The organism is Flavobacterium rarum (SeqCode) (genome assembly GCF_965234445.1).
GTDB lineage: Bacteria > Bacteroidota > Bacteroidia > Flavobacteriales > Flavobacteriaceae > Flavobacterium > Flavobacterium rarum.
In genome coordinates this window covers 91,757-115,247 of the sequence record NZ_OZ248504.1, presented here as the reverse complement: position 1 = coordinate 115,247, position 23,491 = coordinate 91,757, and the positions used below count along the sequence as shown (strand labels likewise).

The window sequence follows — 23,491 nt, the reverse complement described above, 5'->3', positions numbered from 1 at the left end:
CGTGACCCCATAAAGAAAAGTGGCCTAACTTTGGCACTGCATATTCGGCCACTCTCCTTTATGCGGTCAGGCTGTCCACGTTACTTCGGTAACTAGCTTCCATCCTTCACGCGTTCGCAAAATCATTTGCATAAACAATCTATTTTTGCTTTCCGTACGGTATTGATTTGAAATTCAAAACTATTCTTTGCAAAAAAATAATCAAAATTTACTTTCTACTTTTTATTTATAACCTGAGCTCGATTTATACACTACAAAGGGTACTTACAAATAAACCGTATCTAAAAATGTTCCTGCAAGGATTTTTTTAGAGCCTTGCAGGTATCTTTTTGTCTGGATTAATACCTACAAGGATAAAAAATACCTTGCAGGATAACCAATGAAAACCAAATTATTAAATAATCGAACTCTCGTTTATAGCTATTAAAACATCAACTTCGTACCTTTGCCATCTTGGTAAAACCCAAAAAAGTAATAAACAAACAAAATGATTGAAGATAAAACTCCACAACGTACAAGTATAGCGCAACTAGGTGAATTTGGTTTAATTGACCATTTAACAAAAAACTTCGAAATCACACAGCCTTCTACATTAAAAGGAATTGGTGACGACGCTGCGGTTTTGGATTTCAAAGACAAAAAAGTAGTGGTTTCAACCGATTTACTAATTGAAGGAGTGCATTTTGACTTGGCCTATATGCCTCTGAAACATTTAGGATACAAAGCCGTAGCAGTAAATGTCTCCGATATTTGTGCTATGAATGCCAGGCCAACACAAATTACAGTTTCTATAGCCGTTTCCAATCGTTTCCCATTAGAAGCATTAGAAGAATTATTTGCTGGAATTACGCATGCAGCACAAGAATACAAAGTAGATGTAATTGGTGGTGACACTACCTCTTCTCAAAAAGGGTTAATCATTAGTATTACAGCAATTGGTGAAGCCGATGAATCCGAAATTGTGTATAGAAACGGTGCCAAACAAACCGATTTATTGGTTGTAACAGGTGATATAGGTGCTGCCTACATGGGATTGCAAGTGTTGGAAAGAGAGAAACAAGTTTTTCAAGTTAACCCCAATTCACAACCCGATTTGGATGCGTACACGTATTTGATAGAACGCCAACTAAAACCAGAAGCACGAAAAGACGTTCGTACTTTGTTACACGCATTAGAAATAAAACCTACTTCAATGATTGATATTTCCGATGGTTTGTCTTCGGAGATTATGCATTTGTGTAAACAATCGGGTGTAGGTTGCAATCTTTACGAAGACAAATTACCAATAGATCCACAATTCATCAATGTTTGTGAAGAATTCAATATTGATAGTACAACTGTAGCTATTAATGGAGGAGAGGATTATGAATTGCTTTTTACTATTGCAATGGAAGATTTTGAAAAAATAAAAGGAAATCCAAATTTTACTATTATTGGTCATATGACTCAAGAAAGTGAAGGAATTCATCTGATTACTCGTGCCAATACCAAAATTGCTTTGAAAGCTAGAGGCTGGGATGCTATAAGCGAATAATAATATTTAAAGAGTTTTTTAAAAGGGATTTAAACAAAAAACGACACTGAAAAGTGTCGTTTTTTGTTTGTATGGCGAGTTTAAAAAATTATGCCTCGAACTTTTGCTTCTCGAATTAAATCAATATCACTTCCTTCTTCAATTTTAAACAATTCTTTAAGATTTACTTTTCTTCTTTCTATAGCTTTCATTGAAATTGGAATGTATTGTGGGATGTCTTTTGTTTTGGTCCCTTTTGAGATATGAAAAAGAATTAGTTTGTCAAATTGGTCAATTCCCTCAATTTCATTATCATTTTGATTTGCCATTTTGATTACCGAATGACTGTAATAGATTTCATTTTTCAAAACAATATCAAAACCAAAAAGCAATTCATCAAAAGTCAAATCGTTTTTTATCACAAGTCCCGCCGGATTTATTGTGTCAATAATGTTTTTAATTTTTAGTAATTCTGTGTACATAGTGAGCAAAATAATTTTGCAATCGGGCATTAATTGCATGATTAGTTTGGCCAAATCTTCGCCAGATTGAATTCCTTTTTCTGGGTAAACGGGCATACTAATGTCTAAAAAAGCAACGTCAAAAGGAGGTGTTTCTGTATTTGTAATAATGTTATATCCTGTTTGACAATCTTTTCCTTGTGAAAAAGAATATTCATAAAATTCTGGTTTATAGCGCGTAATTGCATTTTTATAGCCGTCAATTATAAAGGGATGGTCGTCAACTATTAAAATATTTTTTTTAATTAATTTTTCCACTTTTGAATCCACTATCATTTTGTTGTTGTTTTTTGTACTATCTTAATTGGTATAACTATGATTGTTGAAGTGCCTTCTCCGTTATTGGATTTCATATCAAGGGTTCCTTCGCATTCTATTGTACGAGTTTTTATATTTTGAAGGCCTATGCCTTTTTTGGCTCTGTTGATATTAAATCCAACTCCATCATCATTTATTTTCAAAACTAAATTATCATTTTGTTTTTTGAACTCTACTTTTATTTTCGTTGCTTTTGCATATTTGTTGCAGTTTTGAAGAGATTCTTGAAGAATTCTATAAATATTAATTTTTACGGTATTGTCAATACTATCCCATTTTATAGCCGGATCTATATGAGCAATTAGCTTTGCTGGATGTGTTTTTTTCTGTTCCTCGAATAAATTGGTTACTATAGCAACGAAGTTATTAATTAATTCTGATTTTTCTCTATTCAAGTCATGTGAAATTTCACGAATATCTTGTTCTATATTTTTAAGCTCAGACAAGTAATTTTGTCTTTTTTCAACTCCAGATTCATCTATGATTTTGTTTAATCCATCCAAATTGATTCGTACACCAAACATTCTGCCAAGAACGCCGTCATGTAATTCTCTGGCAACTCTTTTTTTCTCTTTAATATTATTGATTTCTATAGTATTTTGTTGATTGATTAATAAATTATAAATTTCGGCATTTGCTTGCGCTTGTTGTTGTTTGAATTGCAACTCACGCTGTCTAACTCTTTGTAATTTAATGGTGTACAATAATATTGCCAAAATTATGAAAGCGGCAAAAATTAACAAAAGTTTCTTATTTTGACCTTCTAGATTGATATACTCAACTTTGATTTCATCGGTTTCAAATTCAATTCTTGAGAATTTTTCTCCCATTTTACGTTCTGCTTTTTGCAAACGATCATTAATAAGGATGTATTCTTTGGAATAAGCAGAAGCATTTTTGGGGTCTACCGCTTCCATTTGTTTAAGCGCTTCCATTATACTCCTTAAGCGATTGGTACTGCGAGAAAGTGTTAACGCTTGTTTGGCATATTGAACCGCCTTAAAAGTGTCTTTTTTGAAAGCAAAATATTCGGATAAGTGGGTTTTGTTGATTATGATTCCCGCTGTTAGGTGTAAACTATCCCGAATTTTTAATGCTTGATAAAATTGATTCGGAAGATTGTCGGATTCATTTAATTTAAATTTAGCATAGGCCAAGTTGTCCAACAACATAGCGTATAGTTTGGGTTTATCCACAAATAGATTTTCTTGTTGCAACCCTTTTTCAAAATAATTTTTGGCTTGATTGAAGTTCTTTAAGTTTGAATAGACATATCCTATATTATTTAATGAAGAGGCCCTGTATTGAAAAACTAATGGAATAGATTTGTCATCTAAACTAATTAAAGCTTTGTTATGGTATTCTAGTGCTCTATCATATTCTTCTCTTTCGTTATACAATATACCAAGTAAATTATAAGATTCATAAAGCAAATCATTTGCTTTATTTTCTTTAAGTACTCGTAACGCTTTAAAAACTGTTATTTCGCTATTAAAATAGTCACTTTCCTGGAATTGTAAATTAGCTTTTCCTATTAATGTTTTTCCTAGATTGTAATTGTTATTCTGTTTAATGTAAAGCTTTTCAGCTTTAAAATAACAAAAGAAAGCACTATCCGAAATAGATTTTTCTATATAATAATCTCCAAGGTAAATAAAGGCTTTTGCCATATTTACAGAGTCTTTACTGTTTTTGGAACGTACCAAGATGAGTTTTGATGTTTCAAAATAGCTTTTCCAATCGCTCATATTGTAATAACGATTGGCTACTTTAAAAAGATTCACTTTGTTAATGGAATCGTCTTTTTGATTCAATATAATTGCAAATGCCTTTTGGGTGTATTTATTTTTGTATGCAATAGGCAAATGATCGTCATTAGCCAATGTAAGATAAGTTGAAAGACTGTCATCTGAGGTTTTAGAAGTTAGTTTAGCGACTTTATTTTTAGTACAACTAAAAAAAACAACCAATATAATAAAAAGTATGTAGTACAGTTTTTTCAATAGTAGGGTTTGAGATGAATCAAAAATACTAAAACTTTTCATATAAAAAAAGGCTGTCAAATAAATGACAGCCTTTATGATGTTTTTATGAAATTATTAGTCCACTTTTTTACTTCCTCCAGAATCTTGACCGCCATTCCCATCAATTTCTGAAATTTTGTTAGCGGTATTAATCATTGAAACATTACGATTAAAATCCACTTTTTTACTTCCACCTGAGTCTTGGCCTCCATTACCATCAATTTCTGTATTAACTGTGTTGTCAACATTTGATGTTGTAGGTTTTGCGAATGAAGTTAATGCTGTTACTATTGTAAATAATCCGATTGTTAAGATAGCTTTTTTCATGATTTCGGGGCTTTATGTTGTTGTTATTTTTTACGTTTTTGATTCCGTTTGTGTTGGAATTCTTTTGTAAAACTAAACAGTAAAGCGCTATAATCAACTCAAAAAAAAGGGTTTATGGTCAATGATATTCGTTTGATAGTGAATGGATAGCAAATCAGAGCAAATGACAATTTCTTAGGTTTCTATATAATTTTCATTGGCAAATTCAGCAATTATAAAGTCAACATTGGTTTTGTAAGACTTAGAAAAAGGCAGTTTTATAGTGGTTTTCTTGATGTAACATAAGGAGTTACCGGTATGGATTCTGGAGATGTAATTGAGATTGACGATATAGCTATTGTGTATTCGAATAAAAGGGTTGGACAAAACGGTTTCAAAATGTTTTAAGGTTTTGAAGGCTGTAATCATCTCTCCGCTTTTCATGTGTATATCGGTAGAATTATTATCGGCTTGAAAATAACAAATATCATCAGAATCGATGTATCGATGATCACCATACGATTTGACGCAGAGTATAAATGATTTTTTGTTTTTCTTTATCTCAAAATTCTCTAGTGCTAGTCTTTCACGAGCATTTGGAGTTTGAACCAATAAAACTTCGTCTTCGGTATTTATTTTGTTTAATTTATGAATCAATTTTACAAAATCGATTACTAGCAAAGGTTTTAATAAATAATCAATGACTTCATATTTGATACAGTCAAAAGCGAAATCTTTATTCTTGGTCGTAATTACAATTTTGGGTAACTCTTTCAAATACATTAATAATCCATTGATTAACTGTAACGATAGATTACTGTTTTTGTCAGCAGGATCGATTTCCAAAAAAACGAGTTTGGGCATGTGTTCTAAAATTAGATTCACACCAGCTGCATAATTATCTGCATAACCAAGATAATTCAATTCTGAAAACTCACTGGCAATTGCCTTTGTTCTCAAAACACTTTCTGGATCGTCATCTATAATAATGTAGGTATAATTCATTTTGTTTGAAATCTTAATTTAATCGTATTATCCTTTTTAAAATAAATATAGTGTTCTATTTATAATGATTTTCTAATAAATATAGTTTAGATACACTTTAATAATTTTGCCATAAATCTAAATAAAAACATTCAAAGTTATGTTTTTTTACGATAAATAGTTAAAAAAACACCATCTATTGTGTTATTTGTGAAAGCCATACGTGTGTTATCTTTCTTTTTTTTCTAAAGATTATTTTTTTTTAAATAAGTAATTTGGTTTATGTAAAAAATATATTTTCTTTGTAAGAAAAATTATTGATATTATTACCAATAAGCAACACAACTTAAATTTAATGTATTATGAAAATTAAAATTCTACTTTTATTATTGTTTTCTGCCTGCTTCTCTAGCTATAGCCAAGAGAAAGAGCCCGTTTTTTTTAAAAGAAACGAATTAAAGATTAATACAGTTATGTTAATAGCTGGGGCTTTTGAAGCTACTTATGAACGATTGTTGGATGATGAATCAGGAGCAGGGATGGCTGTATTTGTAAGTTTTGATAATGATATTGATGTCAATTTTAGCGTTACACCTTTTTATCGATTTTATTTTGGAAAAAAACCTGCGGCGGGTTTCTTTGTTGAGGGTTTTGGAATGCTAAATAATTATGTAAATCAAGGATACAGCACTTATGATTTTAACACTGGCACTTATATTAATGAAGTTCCTGATAAAACGGTTACCGATTTTGCTCTTGGTTTTGGAATAGGTTCAAAATGGATAACCAAAAAAGGGTTTCTGTTTGAAATAAACGCAGGTATTGGAAGGAATTTATTTCATAATTCAAACAATAATGATGATTATGAGATTGTAGGACGTGGCGGTTTTTCCATAGGGTATCGATTTAATTAAAACAAAAAAAGGCTTCTCTAGTTTTAGAGAAGCCTTTTTTATATAAATGAATACGTGACTACATTTTCATCAGCCAGTTTTTCATTGAAACTTCATTTTCGATGATTGATTTCAAGTCGGCGATGGCTACACGGTCTTGTTTCATCGAGTCTCTATGGCGAATTGTTACCGTTTGATCTTCTATCGTTTGGTGATCTACAGTAATGCAAAATGGAGTTCCCAAAGCATCTTGTCTTCTGTAACGTCTACCAACAGCATCTTTTTCATCGTAGGCTACGTTGAAATCCCAACGTAAATCTTCAATAATTTTATGTGCAATTTCGGGTAATCCGTCTTTTTTAACCAAAGGAAATATCGCTGCTTTTGTTGGAGCAAGAACAGCTGGTAATTTTAATACTGTTCTGGTTGAACCGTCTTCTAGTGTTTCTTCTTTTAACGAAGTTGCAAAAACTGCCAAGAACATTCGGTCCAATCCTACTGAAGTTTCTACAACATAAGGAACGTAATTTTGATTCAATTCGGCATCAAAATACTGTAATTTTCTTCCCGAAAATTGTTCGTGTGCTTTTAAGTCAAAGTCAGTTCTAGAGTGAATTCCTTCCAATTCTTTAAAACCAAAAGGGAAATTGAATTCAATATCGGCTGCTGCATTGGCATAATGAGCTAGTTTTTCATGATCGTGAAAACGGTAATTTTGGCTTCCTAATCCTAGTGACAAATGCCAATTCAAACGAGTAGTTTTCCAGTGTTCGTACCATTGCATTTCTTCGCCTGGACGAACAAAAAATTGCATTTCCATTTGTTCAAACTCGCGCATACGGAAGATGAATTGTCTGGCTACGATTTCGTTTCTAAACGCTTTTCCGGTTTGAGCAATACCAAAAGGAACTTTCATTCTTCCTGATTTTTGAACATTCAAGAAGTTTACAAATATACCTTGTGCCGTTTCTGGGCGCAAATACAAATCCATTGCCGAATCTGCCGAAGCGCCTAGTTTTGTACCAAACATCAAGTTGAATTGCTTAACATCTGTCCAGTTTCTAGAACCCGTTTCTGGATCTGCAATTTCCAGTTCTTCGATTAAAGCTTTTACATCTGGAAGGTTTTCACTCATCCCTTTTGCAAGTCTTTCCAGAATTTCTCTTTCTTTGGCCAAATATTCAACTACACGAGCATTTGTAGTAACAAACTCCTCTTCATTGAATGCATCTCCGAAACGAGCTTTCGCTTTTTCGATTTCTTTTTTAGCTTTTATATTTAACTTTTCAGCATAATCTTCTACTAAAACATCAGCTCTATATCTTTTCTTAGAATCTTTGTTGTCTATCAATGGATCGTTGAAAGCATCTACGTGACCCGATGCTTTCCAAGTGGTTGGGTGCATCAATATAGCCGCGTCTAGTCCAACGATGTTGTCGTTCATTTGAACCATCGATTTCCACCAATATTCGCGTATGTTCTTTTTTAATTCTACTCCGTTTTGTGCATAATCATAGACTGCACTTAAACCATCGTATATTTCGCTTGACGGAAAAATAAATCCGTACTCTTTTGCGTGCGAAACTACATTCTTAAATAAATCTTCTTGTTTTGCCATAGTAGTGCAAAAATATAAAAAGGGAAATTAAAAAAAGAAAAAAAATGAAGTTTGAAGCCTAGGATTTTATATTTTTATGGATAAATCAATCTTTTTATGTTTAAATCCCTGATAAATTTGTTTTTCCCACCTGTTTGTGCTGGTTGTAAATCATTTATTGGCACTAATGAAAATGTTATATGTACTGTATGCCGTCATGAATTGCCTTTGACCAATCATCATTTGAATCCCGAAAACGAAGCTTTCAAAAAATTTTATGGCCGAATTCCAGTTGAATACGTTTCGGCATTATTGTATTTTCATAAAAAAGGAATGGTTCAAGAACTTATTCATAATTTGAAATACAAAGGACATGAAGAAATTGGAACTGTTTTGGGTGAATGGTATTCGGACGATTTAAAAAACGTTGACATTTTAAATACTGTAGACACAATCATTCCTGTTCCTTTGCATAAAAAGCGATTGAAAGAACGAGGGTATAATCAAGTGACCAATTTTGGTTTGGCATTCTCTGAGAATTTTAAAGTCCCTTTGAACAATACAATTCTAATTCGAAAAGTATATTCCAAAACCCAATCCAAGAAAAATCTATTGGGTAGAACCGAAGGAATTGAGTCCGTTTTTGATGTTGTTTATTCCGAAGAAGACAAAGACAAACATTTTCTGCTTATAGATGATGTTTTAACTACTGGCGCTACTCTCGAAGCTTGTTCGAAAGCTTTACTTAAAATTCCTGGAGCAAAAATTAGTATTGTTTGCATGGCAATGGCAAGTTGGTAATTTTTATTATGCTAACCCATTTTTTGAACCTGTTAGGTATTTAATTTTGTTTACTATTTTGAGAATTAAATTTCGTATTTAAATAAGAAGGTCTTGTTAAGCAAGTGAGGGATAGAAGCTAGCTACCGAAGTAGCGCGGATAGCCCGACCCCTTTGAGCAAAAGGGCTGTATAAGCGTTGTCATAAATAAGCCCTTTTGCTCAAAGGGGGCACTCCCAAGTGATTTTGAAAACTATTTTCGAGCATAGGTTTTGAAATACCCACACTCATTAATGATTTCTTTATAGTATTTGGTTTTAGAATAACTAGTTTTTAGATTTTTAAATCCTTGCCACGCAATAAAATTGGTTTTGTCATCTTGTATGTCCCAAGTGGATAAATTAAGCGAATAATATTTTTTATTGTAATAGTCGTTGCGCTCACATTTGGCTATCATGTATTGACACTTGGCTTTTTGTTCTATGTTTTTGGTTGCAAGAAAAGCTTTTTCGTAATAGGCTTTCGCCAATGAACAATTGATGATCATATCCCGAATAGGATCTCTAAAATAGTCTGGAGTTGAGCCTTCTCCTGCTATTTTACCTTCATAAAAAAGGCGGCCGTTACCAAAATGGGTAACATTGTAAAAAGCGTTTCCAAGCAATAGACAGTTGTTGTAGATATCAACGTTTTTGGTCACATTGTCCTGCATTTTTTTAATAATGGATAGAAAATCAAGCATACTGTATTTCTTTTTTTGTATGGCTTGATGGTCACAATCATGACAATCCTTGATGTTTCCTAGAAATGGATTTCCATAAAAAACAGTTTTTTCTAATCCATCAGATTGATTCATAAAAGCAATCGCTTCTGGGATTTTGTTTTCGAAAGTGGCTTTAACTCCTTGAAAATAATTGATATCGGCTAATTTTATTTCATAAATATTGGTGCCTATTTTCTCTAATTCGGTTTTGTTTTCTTTAGACAAAAAAGCTTTTATGGCTAATAAATTGGTGTTTTTATCGTAGAATTTGGTATCAGAATTAAAAATCTCGGTCATTACCGTATTTTTCTGTGTTTTATATAATGATGCTAAATAGTTTTTACTCCATTGTGATGCATTTTGATATCTGAAATTTTCGATAGGTTTTTGAGGTACTTCAAAATACAACCAAGTCAAATCGGCCAGAATGGATTTTTCATTCGAGCTATTGAGTTGGTCAATTTTACTTAGATTATTTACAAATCGCAACAAACGCAGTTGATCAATAGCCAAAGGCGTTTTTGGCATTTTGCTTTCGGCTTTGTCAAAATTTTTGTCGGCTTGATTGAAATTTCCGTTTAAAGTTTCTAGGTATCCAGCTGCTACATTCCACAAATACGGTTTTGTGGTTTTGTCTGATTGCGCAATCTTTGCAACCAACTCAATTGTAGATTTTTTGATACTGTCTTTGGTTGTTTTTTTGTTGTCAAGAACGGACTTTTCTTTGAACGATTGGTCTATTCTATTTTCTTGATTGTTGATTAACCGAGTCAATAAATAGTCAAGGTGCTGGCTTTTTGGTTGAAGTTTGTAGATTTCGGCTATGGCTTTTTCTTCGTCATTATAATAGCCTTGAACAGCCCAAAGAGCCGCTTTTTCTTCGTCTGATTTGGCTAAAGCCAAGGATTCTTTCCAGTCTTTTTGTTCTTGAGGATGAAAACAAAAGGCCGAAACAACACGCAAAGTGGGACATTTGTCAAATACTTGGCTGTATAAAAAATTGGATTTAGCATACTGTTTTTGTTTGTATTCTACACCAGCAACATAAGCGAGTGCTCTATAATACAAGGTGTTTTTTGGGACTGATTTCTGTGTTTGATTAAAAAAGGCTACGCCATTGACTTGACGGTCACTGTAAAAACTTGCTTTTACTACAAGAAACCAATACCTATTTTTCAGGAAAGGGTCTTTGGTATTATTGTATTTGTTTTCCAACGACTTTATCCAATTCAGATCGGATAAAACTTGAGGTTTTACCGTTTCATCGTAATTCCAAGAATCGTATTGTTGGGTGGAGTAGGTTTCAATAATTTGTGCTTCATTTAAAAAAAAGAAAAAATCTTTTATTTTTGCTTCACTTAATTTGAATTTTTTATTCCACTTTTCGGAAACTTTATTCGGTTTTTCTTTTTTATAATAAACAATTAAGTCAGCTACATCTGCACTGCTGGAATCGGTAAGGAAAAAGGTTAAATCTTTTTCGTTTATTTTGCCTTCAAGATAGGTGTTCCAATCTTTTATATTTTCGGCATTAAATCTGGTAAGGTGCTCTGTGTCAAAACCAATTCCATAAAAAACATCCGAAGATAAGAAAAGTGGATTGTATGATTTATCTACAAAAGTTTCTGGAGTAAAGTTAGAATCAAATGACCAACCCCAATCATCACCTCCGCCACAAGCATAAATTGTTCCATAAACGATAAGTGTAATAGCACTAAAAGTAATCAGTAACTTTTTTAAAAAGGACTGTATCATAATTTTTTAAATTAAATTCATCTAAATCATAAAAGATAATTTCTTTCGGATTTTGAGTTGTGTTCTCTTCAAGGTCATTTGCCATTTCGAGCAAATCATTTCTTGAAATCATTTCTGGTTTGACAAGGTCATTTTCTTTGTAATAAACTCCATTTTTATAATTGGATTTTAAAACTTTGAACCAGTTGTTATTTGTAAGAACAAAACTACTGTTTTTTTTTAGATTATTTATATTTATTTTATTCCTAAGACCAATTATTTTTCCATCCCGTATATGTATGCCCCAAGAATAGATGGGTAAAGCAATGTCAAGTGGCAACGGGTAATTTTTTAAACTCAACAAATACCGATTGGCAATTGCTCTGTCATAAATAGAATTAAGGGAGTCGGGTGCTATTTTCCCCATATTGTAGTACATTAAAACGCCACGATCCACATTAGGAATTTTTGTTTTCTTGAAGTATTTTATTTGATGAAGCCGAATGGTGGCTGAAAGCTTTTTGCGTGATACCTTTTTGAATTCTTCTATAAAATGCAAGTAATTGTCTTTGCTGTCTAAAGTCCAGTCACAATCAATTTGAACTTCTTGAATTGAAATAGTATTTCTCGAATTAATTTGCTGAATGAAACGGTTTGTTTTTTGAGCCAAATCCGATACATTCAAGTTCTTTGAAAGCATTACTTTGTTCTTAATGTAAACAACAGGAACAATTTGAAAAGCATTTATTTTTTCTTCAAATCGAATGGGGCTTCTAGGAAAAGGTTCTTGAGATTTTGAATTCAAGTCAATATCAAAATATCGGATGTAAATTTTCTGAACTTTATTTTGAGACAATACTTCTTTTTCTTTTGGCGAAAGTTTAAAGACAGTTTTCCAATAATAAAATGAAATCTGTGGTTTCTCCTGTTTTTGGCAAGATAAAACAAAAAATAATAAGACACCAAAAAGTAGTGTTTTTTTGAAAGACATTGAATGGTTCATATCAAAATAAAAGTTAGTCTTTTCTTTTTTTAGCACGATGATACGTCCAGTATGCAATAGCTGCGAGCATAGCAAAAGGAATAAAAGATCCAATAAGAACTCCTAATTGATAGCTTTCATTGGGGGCGTTTTTTATTTTTTCTTCGATGTTTGCATTTTGAAGCAATAGAAAGAAATGTGTCATTTTTATTTTATTAAAGCATTTTTGGTAAAATCGGACAAGACAAGTTTGCCAGAAATAGCAGCTCTATCTTTTAAAAGTTTGTCCCAATGAGCGGTTCCTTCCCAAAATACTTTTTTCATTTCGAATAGCGCTTCGGGATTGTAAAGGGCCAGTTTTTTGGAAAATGAAATAACTTCTTTATCAAGTGCCTCTTGTGTTTCTACTATTTTAGCATAGAGTCCTTTTTGATTAGCCCAAGCAGCTGATTTCCATTCGTGTGCATCCAAAGTCATTTCTGACATGGCTATTTTTCCAATTTTTCTAGAAACAACAGGTTCAATTACAAAAGGGCCAATACCAATAGCCAATTCCGACAATTTGATAGCACTTTCTGGCGTGGCCAATGCATAATCACAAGCGGCAGCAATCCCAACTCCGCCTCCTACGGCTTTTCCGTGAATACGGCCTACAATTATTTTTTTACAAGTTCGCATAGCATTAATCAAATTGGCAAATCCAGAAAAAAATCGGGTGCCCTCTTCAAGTGTGCTTACTGCCAACAGTTCATCAAAGGAAGCTCCAGCACAAAAAGCGCCCGTGCCTTCACTTTTTAATACAATTACAGAAATCTCGGGATTGTCACTTAAAAAAGTAAGTTCATTTGTCAATCTATCGAGTAATACTCTTGGAAAAGAATTACTTGCAGGATGTCCAAACTGCACCGTTGCAATTTTGTTTTCAATAGTGGTAAGTAGAGTTCCGTTTTTGTCTGGTGTAAGCATAAGGTATATTTTGATGTAAAGTTAAAAAAGTAACCGAAGCAATTTATTATTTTTTTGAATTTAAAAGAATAGTGATTTTGAAATTTGCATATTCCTATAATTAAATGTTATATTTGCGACACACTTGGGGGATTAGCTCATTTGGCTAGAGTACTTGCCTGGCAGGCAAGGGGTGACCGGTTCGAATCCGGTATTCTCCACAAAAACCCAAACTTTGTTTGGGTTTTTTTTATGCCTAGTCCTGAAAAAAAAAGGAGCAATATATTCTCAGAAATATTGAACCATTAAGAAATTAAGATTCATTAAGAACGACCTCGAATCTTAATGAATCTTAATTTCTTAATGGTTTGAAAAAAGAAAGAATGGCTATGACCTTTTTGGTAATGCCCCATATTTATAAGTTAACCCATAGAGCTTTTGTTTTCCAATCCTTCCTTCGATACAATTTACTAAAAAACTTTCCCTATTTTTGTTAGATACTTAAACTAACTTCAAAATGAAAAAAATCTTATTTCTGATGGCAGTATCTACTTCGTTGACTACTCTAGGGCAAAACCAAAAAACCACTCCATTAACGTATCCCAAAACAGCAAAGGGAGAAACAGTCGATGTCTATTTTGATACGAAAGTAAACGATCCCTACCGTTGGCTCGAAGACGATAAATCGGCCGAAACAGCTGCTTGGGTCAAAGAAGAAAACAAAGTAACCTACGATTATTTGGATCAAATCCCTTTTAGAAACGCTTTGAAATCCAGACTCGAAAAACTGTGGAATTACGAAAAAATTGGTGCTCCGTTTAAAGAAGGAAGTTTTATATATTATTACAAAAACAACGGTTTACAAAATCAATCGGTTTTGTATCGCAAAGACTCCAAAGGCAAAGAAGAAGTTTTTCTGGACCCAAATACTTTTTCAAAATTAGGAACCAGTTCTTTGGGAGGAGTAGATTTCTGTAAAGATGGATCCAAAGTTGCCTATTCTATCTCTGAAGGCGGAAGTGACTGGCGAAAAGTAGTCCTAATGGATGTCAACACTTTCAAAAAACTTGAAGACACTTTGGTCGATGTTAAGTTTAGCGGTATTGCTTGGAAAGGGAACGAAGGATTTTATTATTCCAGTTATGACAAACCAAAAGGAAGCGAGCTATCGGCCAAAACCGACCAGCACAAATTGTATTACCATAAATTGGGAACGGCTCAAAAAGACGATCAAGTTGTCTTTGGCCTAGATCAAAAACGCCGTTATGTTGGTGGGTATTTAACCGAAGACAATCGTTTTTTGGTAATTTCTGCTGCCAATTCTACTTACGGAAACGAATTGTACATTCAGGATTTGACCAAACCAAACAGTCCGATTATTACCATAGTAGACAACTTCAACAGTGACAACAACATTATTGAAAACGAAGGAGAAAAATTATTCATAGAAACCGACTTAAACGCGCCCAACAAACGTATTGTAAGTGTAGATGTGAGCAATCCAAAACCAGAAAACTGGAAAGATCTGATTCCCGAAACCGAAAATGTGTTGACTCCAACAACAGGAGCGGGATACTTCTTTGCCAATTACATGAAAGATGCCGTTTCGGTGGTTAAACAGTATGATTATTCCGGAAAATTGGTTCGCGAAATTAAATTACCAGGAATCGGTACAGCCTCAGGTTTTGGAAGCAAAAAAGAAGAAAAAATTCTGTATTATTCCTTTACCAATTATATTACGCCACCTTCGATTTATTCTTTTGAACCAAAATCGGGAAAATCGGCTGTGTATCAAAAACCAAAAGTTGATTTCAAAAGCGAAGATTACGAATCCGTACAAGTGTTTTATACATCCAAAGATGGAACCAAAATTCCAATGATTATCACGCACAAAAAAGGGTTAAAACTCAACGGCAAAAACCCAACTATTCTTTATGGATACGGAGGATTCAACATCAGTTTAACGCCTAGTTTCAGTATTGCCAATGCCGTTTGGATGGAAAACGGCGGTATTTATGCCGTGGCCAATTTACGTGGAGGCGGAGAATACGGCAAAAAATGGCACGATGCAGGAACCAAAATGCAAAAACAAAATGTATTTGATGATTTTATCGCCGCTGCCGAATACCTGATAGCTCAACAGTATACTTCATCCAATTTTCTGGCCATTCGCGGTGGATCCAACGGAGGGTTATTGGTTGGAGCCACTATGACACAACGTCCCGATTTAATGAAAGTGGCGTTGCCTGCCGTTGGCGTGATGGACATGTTGCGCTACCACACTTTTACCTCGGGAGCAGGTTGGGCTTTTGATTATGGAACCTCGGCAGATAGCAAAGAAATGTTCGAATACATCAAAGGATATTCACCAGTGGCCAACGTAAAAGCAGGGGTTCAATATCCTGCCACTATGGTTACTACGGGCGATCATGATGACAGAGTAGTTCCGGCACACAGCTTTAAATTTGCAGCCGAGTTACAGGAAAAGCAAACCGGAAACAACCCCGTTTTAATTAGAATTGATATTAACGCAGGCCACGGAGCAGGAAAATCATTGGCTGCTACCATTCAGGAAAGTTGCGACATACAAGCTTTTACTTTATTCAATATGGGATTTACAGCATTGCCAAAATAAAGAAGTTGTAGTGATAAGGAGCTTAATCCTGCTGTCCACTGTATTCCCGATTAACAAAAACTACGGCAAAAAAGCCTTGTTTTTCTGAATCGGGAGATGCCGTTTCCATCAGGGCTAGGGCAGCAGTTTTCATAAAAAACAGTAAGACTGTCCGTAACTCATATCAAGAGTCTAAATATTGAAAATATACTTTGCGTCTCTGCGCCTTTGCGTGAAATTGGGCTCGCAAAGGCGTGAAGACGCAAAAAAAGAAGTGCTAAATTTTGCGCCTTTGCGTCTTGGCGAGAAAAAGGATAACTTAGCTAGCTATCAGGAATAACAAATTTTATTAGATTGGCAATTGTTGGAGATAGTCATAAAAGATTAAACTATCCTTTTTTTAAGACGGCAAAAGTAATAATTCGGTAAAAATGCACAGCCCAAAATACATTTTTAGCAAACGTCAGCCCTCAAGCTGACGTTTTTTGTGTTTTTAGAACGGGAAAATCCTTTCCAAAAATGAAAATATGGAGCCCAAATGCAATTAAAAAAAAGAAAAAACACCCCTTTTTTACACTTATCAACAAACGAAAACGTTGGAAATGCCTTGTTATTTAGTCTCTAAATAAATTATAGTTTTATGGGGAAAAATCATGTTTTTTAAAATCTTAAATTTTTAAATTTGAGAGTATTACTAACAACCACTATTAAATGGAAATAATTGCCAAACCCAATAAATTTGAATTAGGAGAAATGCTCCTAGAAATAGGTTCCTTACTCATGGTCTCGGGAGCCAATACAGAACGTGTTAAGATAACAATATCTAGAATTGCCAGTGCTTTTGACTGTGATTCCGATTTGTTAATTACCAATCACGCTTTGATGATTACCTTAACATACAAAGACAAAATCAAAACCTTCACCAGTGTAAAATGGGTGCCCAATATGCACCTGAATTTCAATCTCATCTCGGATATCAGTACCATGAGCTGGAAAATTGTCGAAGAAAAATGGTCCGTCGAGCGCATCAACAAAGAGGTAAAAGCGTTGGATCGAAAACCATTGTATCCTAGAATAGCCGTTTTGTTTTTGGTGTCACTAGCAGGCGCTTCTTTTTGCAGAATTTTGGGAGGTGGCATAATCGAAATGGCGATGTGCTTTTTAGGAACGTTTATAGGACTGTATGTTCGTCAAGAAACAATGAAACTCAAATTCAATTTTTATTTGTGTGTCTTTTTTGCAGCCTTGGCCTCTTCTTTTACCGTTGGTCTGTATTCTTTTTTTAATCCAGAAGCTACTTATGTTCATGCTTTTTCTACTTCGGTTTTGTTTTTAATTCCAGGAGTGCCCATGATTAACTCTTTCTCTGACTTGATTGACGGAAATATAATGAACGGAACCATAAGAGGTGTAAATGTATTGGTAATTGCTTTTGCCATAGCATTGGGATTGATGTCTTCATTATTAATTTTTAATTTACACTAAAATGGATTTTACATTATTAGAAAAAGGAATATGGCTAGGATGTGCAGGAGTTGGTTTTGCTGTATTGTTTAATGTCCCACGCCGAACATTAGGAATTATATACATTATAGCAGCCCTAGGCGGATTGCTTAAGTTTTTTTTAATTTCAAAAGAAGTAGGATTGGTATTTGCAGTCTTATGCGGATCCAGCATCATTGGTTTTTTTAGTGTTTTGGCAGCACATTATAGAAAAGCGCCTCCAATGACTTTTGCATTACCAGCGTTAATCCCAATGATTCCTGGCTTATTTGCTTACAAAGCCATGGTCGGAGTAATAGAATTGACAGGAGAGAAAGATCCAGAAATCTATACCAAACTCTTTTTTGAAACCGTAAACAATGGACTCAAGGCTTTGTTCATCATATTGGCTTTGGCGGCAGGAGTTGCCATACCGTTGCTCATCAGCCGTAAAGAAACCGTGAAGCGAATTAAAGTTGATCCTGTTTTAGAAAAACAACTCGAAAACTTAGATGAAGAAATCTAAAAGCAATTTTTATATATACTAAAGCGCCAGTCGAAAGATTGGCGTTTTTTTTTGGTCTGAAAACACGTTGAAAACTATTATTTAATGAGGACAATTGTAAGCAGGTCAATTGTCCTCGTAGGATTATATTTATCGGTTATGAATCTGAAAGAAAAATTTGGTCATAAAATCAAACAACTAAGAGAGCAAAAAGAATACTCCATTGAGTATCTGGCGAATATTGCTAATATTGACAGAACCTACATTTCTGACATTGAGAAAGGAAAAAGAAATGTTTCACTACTCATAATCGAAAAACTCTCAAAAGCACTCGAAGTAAACATCCAAGAATTATTTAATTATGGCGAATAGAAAAACATTAAAGGCAATAGATATCTTTAGTGGTGCTGGGGGTATGAGTATAGGCGCATTTATGTGTGGAATAGAAGTAGCGATTGCGGTTGAATATGACAAACATGCAGTTGCAACCTTTAAAGCAAATCATCCTGAAGCTGAAGTAATACAAAAAGACATTAGAAAAGTTATTTTTGATAAAAAACATAAAAATTCATTTTTGCTTTTTGGCGGTCCACCTTGTCAAGGATTTTCAACCTCAAACACAAAAACACGTAACTCTGAAAACACTAACAATTCATTATTTCATGAATACATAAGACAAGTAAAAGAGCTAACTCCTGAATGGTTTGTTTTCGAAAATGTTGAAGGTATTAAATCCTTTGAAAATGGAACTGTTATCAATAAGTTAGAAGAAGAATTTGAAAAGTTAGGTTATAAAACCAAATGGGATGTTTTAACAGCTTCGGACTATGGGGTTCCACAAAATAGGAATAGATTTTTTATGATAGGGAACAGATTGGACATTGATTTTGTATTTCCTGACAAACATGAAAAAAGAGTAACTGTTAATGAAGCCATTGAAGATTTACCAAAATTAAATAATGGAGATTATTATGAAATCTTGGATTATAAAAACATTGAAGCTAATCCTTATGCAAAACTCATGAGAGGAACTTCTGAGAAAGCATCACAAAATTTTGTTTCAAGAAATAAAGATTATGTTCTTGAAAGATACAAACACATCAAACCTGGCCAGAACTGGAAGGCAATTCCTGAAGAATTGATGAAAAACTATAAGGACACCAAAAATTGTCATAGCGGAATTTATAAAAGACTAGATCCAAATAACCCTTCTGTTGTTATTGCTAATTATAGAAAAAACATGTTAATTCATCCTTTCGAAAACAGAGGATTGTCGGTACGGGAAGCTGCAAGAATTCAAAGTTTTCCTGATAATTTTGAATTCAAAGGAAATTTGTCTTTTCAGCAACAGCAAATAGGTAATGCAGTACCACCTTTATTAGCAAAAGCAATTTTTGAACAAATTATTAAATTAACTCCTAATGGCAAAAACAAAAAATGAAGAAAGCTTTTTAAAGTTTAACTTCGACGTAAGTGCATTTAGACTTTTAGGAAGAGAATTAATAACAGATAGAATTACTGCATTATTTGAATTAGTAAAGAACTCCTATGATTCGAATGCAGATAATGTTACAATAAAATTCTTAAACATTAATCCAACAAATGACGATTCAAAAATAATAATCTGTGATGATGGATTTGGTATGGATTTTAGCGATATCAAAAACAGATGGATGGTAATTGGAACAAGTAGTAAACGAAGAGAAAGAACAACACCCGAACCATATAATAGAATAGTTTCAGGAAAAAAAGGTATAGGTAGGTTTGCTGTTGATAAACTTGGTGCAAAATTAGTTTTGAAAACAAAGAAAAAGGGGTCTAATAAACTGTTTTGTTTGGAAACGGATTGGGTTAATTATTCAAAAATTGAAAACAGTCAGATGTCATTAAATTTTGAAGATTCTAAAGATTTTTTTACTGATATAAAAAATAGATATTGGTTAGAAGATGCAGAAATTGATACACAAGGAACTACTCTCGAAATATCTAGAATAGATGAAGAATGGCTAGAGAGAGATATAGATAGAGCATATAAAGAATTATCAAAACTTGTATCTCCAAATAATGACAGTAAGTTATTTCCATTTCATATAAAAATAAAATCTGATTACGAGAAATATAAAGACGCATCAATAAAACCACAAATAATTGATTTTGCAACTTTAAAATTTGAACTTTCCTATAATTTAGCAGATAATACTCAAGAGATATTACAGTTTAAAAAAGATCAATTGAATGTAATTAATGTTCCATTAAGAGATTGTGGACCATTAAAAGCAACTATTTATTATTTTGATAAACCAGCGAAAGATAAATATAAAAAATATTTCAATGTAGAAATAGATGGTATTAAAATTTATCGTGATGGGTTAATAACTACTCCATTTGCAGAATATGCGGACACCCAAAATGAGCAAAAAGATATTTTGGGACTTGATAAAAGACGGTATTCAGGTTTTTTTGACAGACTTGGAACAAGAGATTTACTTGGTTATATAGAATTAGCGGATGAATTAAATCCTTTTATAGTTGAGTCTACAAATAGACAGGGATTTGTAGACAATAAACAATTTTATCAACTTAAAAAATTTGTTATTGAGCAAGTACAACAAATTGAAAGTTATTTAAAAAATCAAAGGAATTCGTCAAGAGAAACAACCAAATCTGGGTTAAGCGGCGCAAGCGATAATATAAAAGATTTAAAAAGCGATATTTCAAAAATCAAAGATACTTCGAGCCCCGAAGTGAAAGAAGTTTTAACAAACATTGAAAAAAGCCTTTCCAAATTACAAGGAACTGTTAATCGAAGTATTAGTGATTTTAATAAGTCAGAAGAAGAAAAAAAGCAAATAGAAAATCTTTTGTTTAGTTTAGTTTCTTTGCAAACATTCTCAGCAATGTTTTCGCATATGACAAAGCATACTATTGGGCATATCATAACAAGCGCTGAATATTTCAGTGAAAATTTCCCAAATCCGAAACTCGAGGATAGATTTAAGAAAATTTCTAAAAAGATATATTCTGAAATGATAAAATTAAGAAGAGGTGTAGATTTTATGCTTAAATATGCTAAGTCAGATAGCGAGTTTGAAGAAATTAGCATAAAGGAATTAATAAATAATCTTTTCAGTAATATCTATGAAGATATTCTATTTAAAGAAAAGATACAGTCTGAAATAATTTTAGATAAGGATTTAATTTTAAATTATAATAGAAAAGCAATTGAGGATATTTTAGATAATTTAATTTCAAATTCCATTAAAGCATTGAAAAATCAATCCAATAAAAAAATTAAGTGTAGTGGAATTGTTAATAATAATGATTTTACTTTGATTTTCTCGGATAATGGTACAGGTATAGATGAACAAGATAAATATAGAATATTTGACATCTTCTTTACAACTACTTCTGAAGATGGTGGTGCAGGAATGGGGCTTTATATGGCGAAAACTAGAATTGAAGCAATGGGGGGAGAAATAGAAGTTATAGAAAATGAGTTTAAACCGACAGGTGCTTCTTTTAAAATTACATTACCATTTAAAAAATAATAAATATGGAGGTAACATTCGTGGTTATTGACGATACTATTTCAATTAAAGAACATCCTTTACTTTATACTTTAGAAGATAAGGGTTTTAATGTTTCGTTTTTCTTGAAGCCGGAAGAAGGTTTGGATTTCATTATGAATCATTTAGAACTAAATATGATAGTTCTTTTAGATATTCAATTCTCTGCTACAGATATTGAAAATGGACATTCTATTTTGAAAAAAATAAATGCAAAATCAGAATTAATTCCTGTAATACTTTGGAGCGGTATAAATGAAACAGAAGAATCATTCAGTGATTTTATTAATAATAATGCGTCAGGTTTTATTAGTAAAGACTCAACAATTCAAGAGTCATTAGTCGTAATTGAGAAAGCATTAGATTTTTTAAAAACAAGTCTTGATAACATAATTGAAGATTGGATAATTCAAAAACCTGAAGATAAGGATATTCCAGTTTTTTTCACTGCTAACGGATTATCCTTATCGCTAAATCAAATTTTGTATGAAATAAGGAATCAAACTGATTTAGGAAAATCTTTTTCCAAAAAACTAAATCAGCTAACAATCCACTTATTACTTCGTAAACTAGAAAAATTAAATGATTGATATTCTTTTAGCTTTTGACAACGACGACATTAACGCTGGAACATTTTTAACAGAATGTCGTGATGATATATTGAATTTTTTTAATGGTAAATTTTTTCCTTTATCTATTATTAATAGTAATGAACTAAATAGTAACCACATTAATAACAGTACTATTGATTTAAAATCATTCATTTTTGTAACTTATTGTCATGGTAATGAAACTTGCTTAGCAGAAGGTGGAGCTAATGTTTTTCTTTCAGAAACAATCAATATCACGAATTTTTCTAATACTTTTTTTTATACTGTTTCATGTAGTAGTGGACACACACTTGGACATGAGTTAATAAAAAACGGCTGTCAAAGTTTTTTTGGATATAAAAATCAATTTAATTTTTACTCAGGTTTTTCCTGTTTTCTGGAATGTGCGAATTATGGTTTATTTCTTTTTATTAAAGGCGTGTCTACTGACAGTGTTTATTCTCAAATGCTCCACCATTACGACGACCAGATCAAAAAGGTTTATAAAACGAATTCATTTATAGCTTCATTATTGTTGGACAATAGGGATGCATTAGTTAAAATTGGAAACAATATAACCATAAATGATCTAATAATTTGAATAAGCGAAAAAACCTCTGGACTCGGGAAGAATTAATACTTGCTTTTAACTTGTATCTTAAATTGCCTTTTGGGAAAATGAATAAAAGCACACCAGAAATTATTCAACTTGCAAATTTGACTGGAAGAACACCAAGTTCGATAGCCATGAGATTAGGAAATTTTGCAAGTGTTGATCCTTATCATCAAGAGAGAGGAGTTGGAGGTTTGAAAAATGGCATGAACCAAGTTCAACCTATTTGGGATGAGTTTTTTAACAACCAAGAAGAACTTGTTTTTCTCAGTGAACAAATCCTGGCTCAAAAAGAAAATACTTCCATTGAGAACAAATATCAAGACATTCTTTTTGACCTAAAAGGATTAAAAGGAGAAACTGTAATACGAGAAGTTAAAACTAGGGTTAATCAATCGGTTTTTAGGCAAATGGTTTTAATTAATTACAGTACTAGATGTGCAATAACAGGAATTGATATTCCGGAATTATTATTGGCAAGTCATATTATTCCTTGGTCAAAAAATGAAAGTGAGAGATTGAATCCTGAGAACGGCATTTGTCTTTCGGCACTTTATGATAAAGCATTTGACAAAGGATTAATTGGGATCAATCAAAACTACCAAGTGATCATATCCGCCAATTTGAAAAAGAAAAAAGAAACTTCCTTTTATCAGAGTCATTTTGCTACTGTTGAGAATCTAAAAATTACCGATCCCCTAAAATATTTGCCTAGAAAAGAATTTCTGGAATATCATTTAGACACTATCTTTGATAAGTAA

At 32.8% G+C, this 23,491-nt stretch carries 21 protein-coding genes and 1 tRNA gene; 13 read left to right on the top strand and 9 right to left on the bottom strand.

Annotation, left to right across the window (positions count from 1 at the left end; translation table 11 throughout):
* Positions 1-487 precede the first annotated feature (487 nt).
* Positions 488-1,534, top strand: a complete 1,047-nt coding sequence (thiL, locus tag AC8GF4_RS15535; protein ID WP_506595883.1) for a thiamine-phosphate kinase — start codon at positions 488-490, stop codon at positions 1,532-1,534.
* Positions 1,535-1,614: 80 nt separating this feature from the next.
* Here the strand turns inward: thiL and AC8GF4_RS15530 are convergent, their stop codons facing one another.
* The 4 genes from AC8GF4_RS15530 to AC8GF4_RS15515 all read right to left on the bottom strand — a co-directional run bounded on the left by AC8GF4_RS15530 (position 1,615) and on the right by AC8GF4_RS15515 (position 5,687).
* A complete protein-coding gene (locus tag AC8GF4_RS15530; RefSeq protein WP_506595881.1) occupies positions 1,615-2,310 on the bottom strand; it encodes a response regulator in 696 nt (231 codons plus the stop codon).
* Positions 2,307-4,355, bottom strand: coding sequence for a tetratricopeptide repeat-containing sensor histidine kinase (locus AC8GF4_RS15525; RefSeq protein ID WP_506595880.1), 2,049 nt, complete (start codon positions 4,353-4,355; stop codon positions 2,307-2,309). The genes AC8GF4_RS15530 and AC8GF4_RS15525 overlap by 4 nt, the downstream gene beginning before the upstream one ends.
* 96 nt (positions 4,356-4,451) lie before the next feature.
* Entirely contained in the window at positions 4,452-4,703 is a 252-nt protein-coding gene (locus AC8GF4_RS15520; protein WP_506595878.1) for a hypothetical protein, read from the bottom strand.
* Positions 4,704-4,877: 174 nt separating this feature from the next.
* Positions 4,878-5,687 carry a LytR/AlgR family response regulator transcription factor gene (locus AC8GF4_RS15515; RefSeq protein ID WP_506595877.1) on the bottom strand — a complete coding sequence of 270 codons (810 nt, stop codon included), beginning with the start codon at positions 5,685-5,687 and terminating at the stop codon, positions 4,878-4,880.
* Positions 5,688-6,028: 341 nt separating this feature from the next.
* Between AC8GF4_RS15515 and AC8GF4_RS15510 the strand changes: the two genes are divergently transcribed.
* A complete protein-coding gene (locus tag AC8GF4_RS15510; protein WP_506595875.1) occupies positions 6,029-6,580 on the top strand; it encodes a DUF3575 domain-containing protein in 552 nt (183 codons plus the stop codon).
* Positions 6,581-6,638: 58 nt separating this feature from the next.
* Here the strand turns inward: AC8GF4_RS15510 and AC8GF4_RS15505 are convergent, their stop codons facing one another.
* Complete coding sequence (locus tag AC8GF4_RS15505) at positions 6,639-8,177, bottom strand: glycine--tRNA ligase (RefSeq protein ID WP_506595873.1); 1,539 nt, start codon at positions 8,175-8,177, stop codon at positions 6,639-6,641.
* A 96-nt stretch (positions 8,178-8,273) separates the two neighbouring features.
* Here AC8GF4_RS15505 and AC8GF4_RS15500 point away from each other — a divergent pair, with 96 nt between their 5' ends.
* The gene (locus AC8GF4_RS15500) at positions 8,274-8,957 is read left to right on the top strand and encodes a ComF family protein (RefSeq protein WP_506595871.1); all 684 of its coding nucleotides are present in this window, start codon (positions 8,274-8,276) and stop codon (positions 8,955-8,957) included.
* 232 nt (positions 8,958-9,189) lie between these two features.
* Here AC8GF4_RS15500 and AC8GF4_RS15495 read toward each other — a convergent pair whose 3' ends face one another.
* Genes AC8GF4_RS15495 through AC8GF4_RS15480 form a run of 4 tightly spaced genes read right to left on the bottom strand, consistent with a single transcriptional unit; the run spans position 9,190 to position 13,381 of the window.
* The gene (locus AC8GF4_RS15495) at positions 9,190-11,454 is read right to left on the bottom strand and encodes a hypothetical protein (protein ID WP_506595869.1); all 2,265 of its coding nucleotides are present in this window, start codon (positions 11,452-11,454) and stop codon (positions 9,190-9,192) included.
* Entirely contained in the window at positions 11,414-12,436 is a 1,023-nt protein-coding gene (locus tag AC8GF4_RS15490) for a hypothetical protein (RefSeq protein ID WP_506595867.1), read from the bottom strand. Before AC8GF4_RS15490 ends, AC8GF4_RS15495 begins: the two co-directional genes overlap by 41 nt.
* Positions 12,437-12,449: 13 nt before the next feature.
* Complete coding sequence (locus AC8GF4_RS15485; RefSeq protein ID WP_506595866.1) at positions 12,450-12,620, bottom strand: hypothetical protein; 171 nt, start codon at positions 12,618-12,620, stop codon at positions 12,450-12,452.
* Positions 12,621-12,622: 2 nt separating this feature from the next.
* Positions 12,623-13,381, bottom strand: coding sequence for an enoyl-CoA hydratase/isomerase family protein (locus tag AC8GF4_RS15480; protein ID WP_506595864.1), 759 nt, complete (start codon positions 13,379-13,381; stop codon positions 12,623-12,625).
* A gap of 126 nt (positions 13,382-13,507) precedes the next feature.
* Here AC8GF4_RS15480 and AC8GF4_RS15475 point away from each other — a divergent pair.
* The 10 genes from AC8GF4_RS15475 to AC8GF4_RS15430 all read left to right on the top strand — a co-directional run bounded on the left by AC8GF4_RS15475 (position 13,508) and on the right by AC8GF4_RS15430 (position 23,491).
* Positions 13,508-13,581 (top strand) — tRNA-Ala (locus AC8GF4_RS15475).
* Between the two features lie 317 nt (positions 13,582-13,898).
* Positions 13,899-15,995 (top strand): prolyl oligopeptidase family serine peptidase, encoded by a 2,097-nt coding sequence (locus AC8GF4_RS15470; RefSeq protein WP_506596064.1) that lies wholly within the window; start codon positions 13,899-13,901, stop codon positions 15,993-15,995.
* Between the two features lie 690 nt (positions 15,996-16,685).
* Positions 16,686-17,459, top strand: a complete 774-nt coding sequence (locus tag AC8GF4_RS15465) for a threonine/serine exporter family protein (protein ID WP_506595862.1) — start codon at positions 16,686-16,688, stop codon at positions 17,457-17,459.
* A gap of 1 nt (position 17,460) precedes the next feature.
* The gene (locus AC8GF4_RS15460) at positions 17,461-17,982 is read left to right on the top strand and encodes a threonine/serine exporter family protein (protein WP_506595860.1); all 522 of its coding nucleotides are present in this window, start codon (positions 17,461-17,463) and stop codon (positions 17,980-17,982) included.
* An 84-nt stretch (positions 17,983-18,066) separates the two neighbouring features.
* On the top strand, positions 18,067-18,333 hold the full coding sequence (locus tag AC8GF4_RS15455) for a helix-turn-helix domain-containing protein (RefSeq protein ID WP_506595858.1): 267 nt from the start codon (positions 18,067-18,069) through the stop codon (positions 18,331-18,333).
* Entirely contained in the window at positions 18,323-19,402 is a 1,080-nt protein-coding gene (locus tag AC8GF4_RS15450; RefSeq protein WP_506595857.1) for a DNA cytosine methyltransferase, read from the top strand. Before AC8GF4_RS15455 ends, AC8GF4_RS15450 begins: the two co-directional genes overlap by 11 nt.
* Complete coding sequence (locus AC8GF4_RS15445; protein WP_506595855.1) at positions 19,383-21,509, top strand: sensor histidine kinase; 2,127 nt, start codon at positions 19,383-19,385, stop codon at positions 21,507-21,509. Before AC8GF4_RS15450 ends, AC8GF4_RS15445 begins: the two co-directional genes overlap by 20 nt.
* Positions 21,510-21,514: 5 nt before the next feature.
* Complete coding sequence (locus tag AC8GF4_RS15440; protein WP_506595853.1) at positions 21,515-22,117, top strand: response regulator; 603 nt, start codon at positions 21,515-21,517, stop codon at positions 22,115-22,117.
* Positions 22,110-22,718, top strand: a complete 609-nt coding sequence (locus AC8GF4_RS15435; protein ID WP_506595852.1) for a hypothetical protein — start codon at positions 22,110-22,112, stop codon at positions 22,716-22,718. Before AC8GF4_RS15440 ends, AC8GF4_RS15435 begins: the two co-directional genes overlap by 8 nt.
* Before the next feature lie 77 nt (positions 22,719-22,795).
* Positions 22,796-23,491: an HNH endonuclease gene (locus AC8GF4_RS15430; RefSeq protein WP_506595851.1), complete on the top strand. Its 696-nt coding sequence runs from the start codon at positions 22,796-22,798 to the stop codon at positions 23,489-23,491.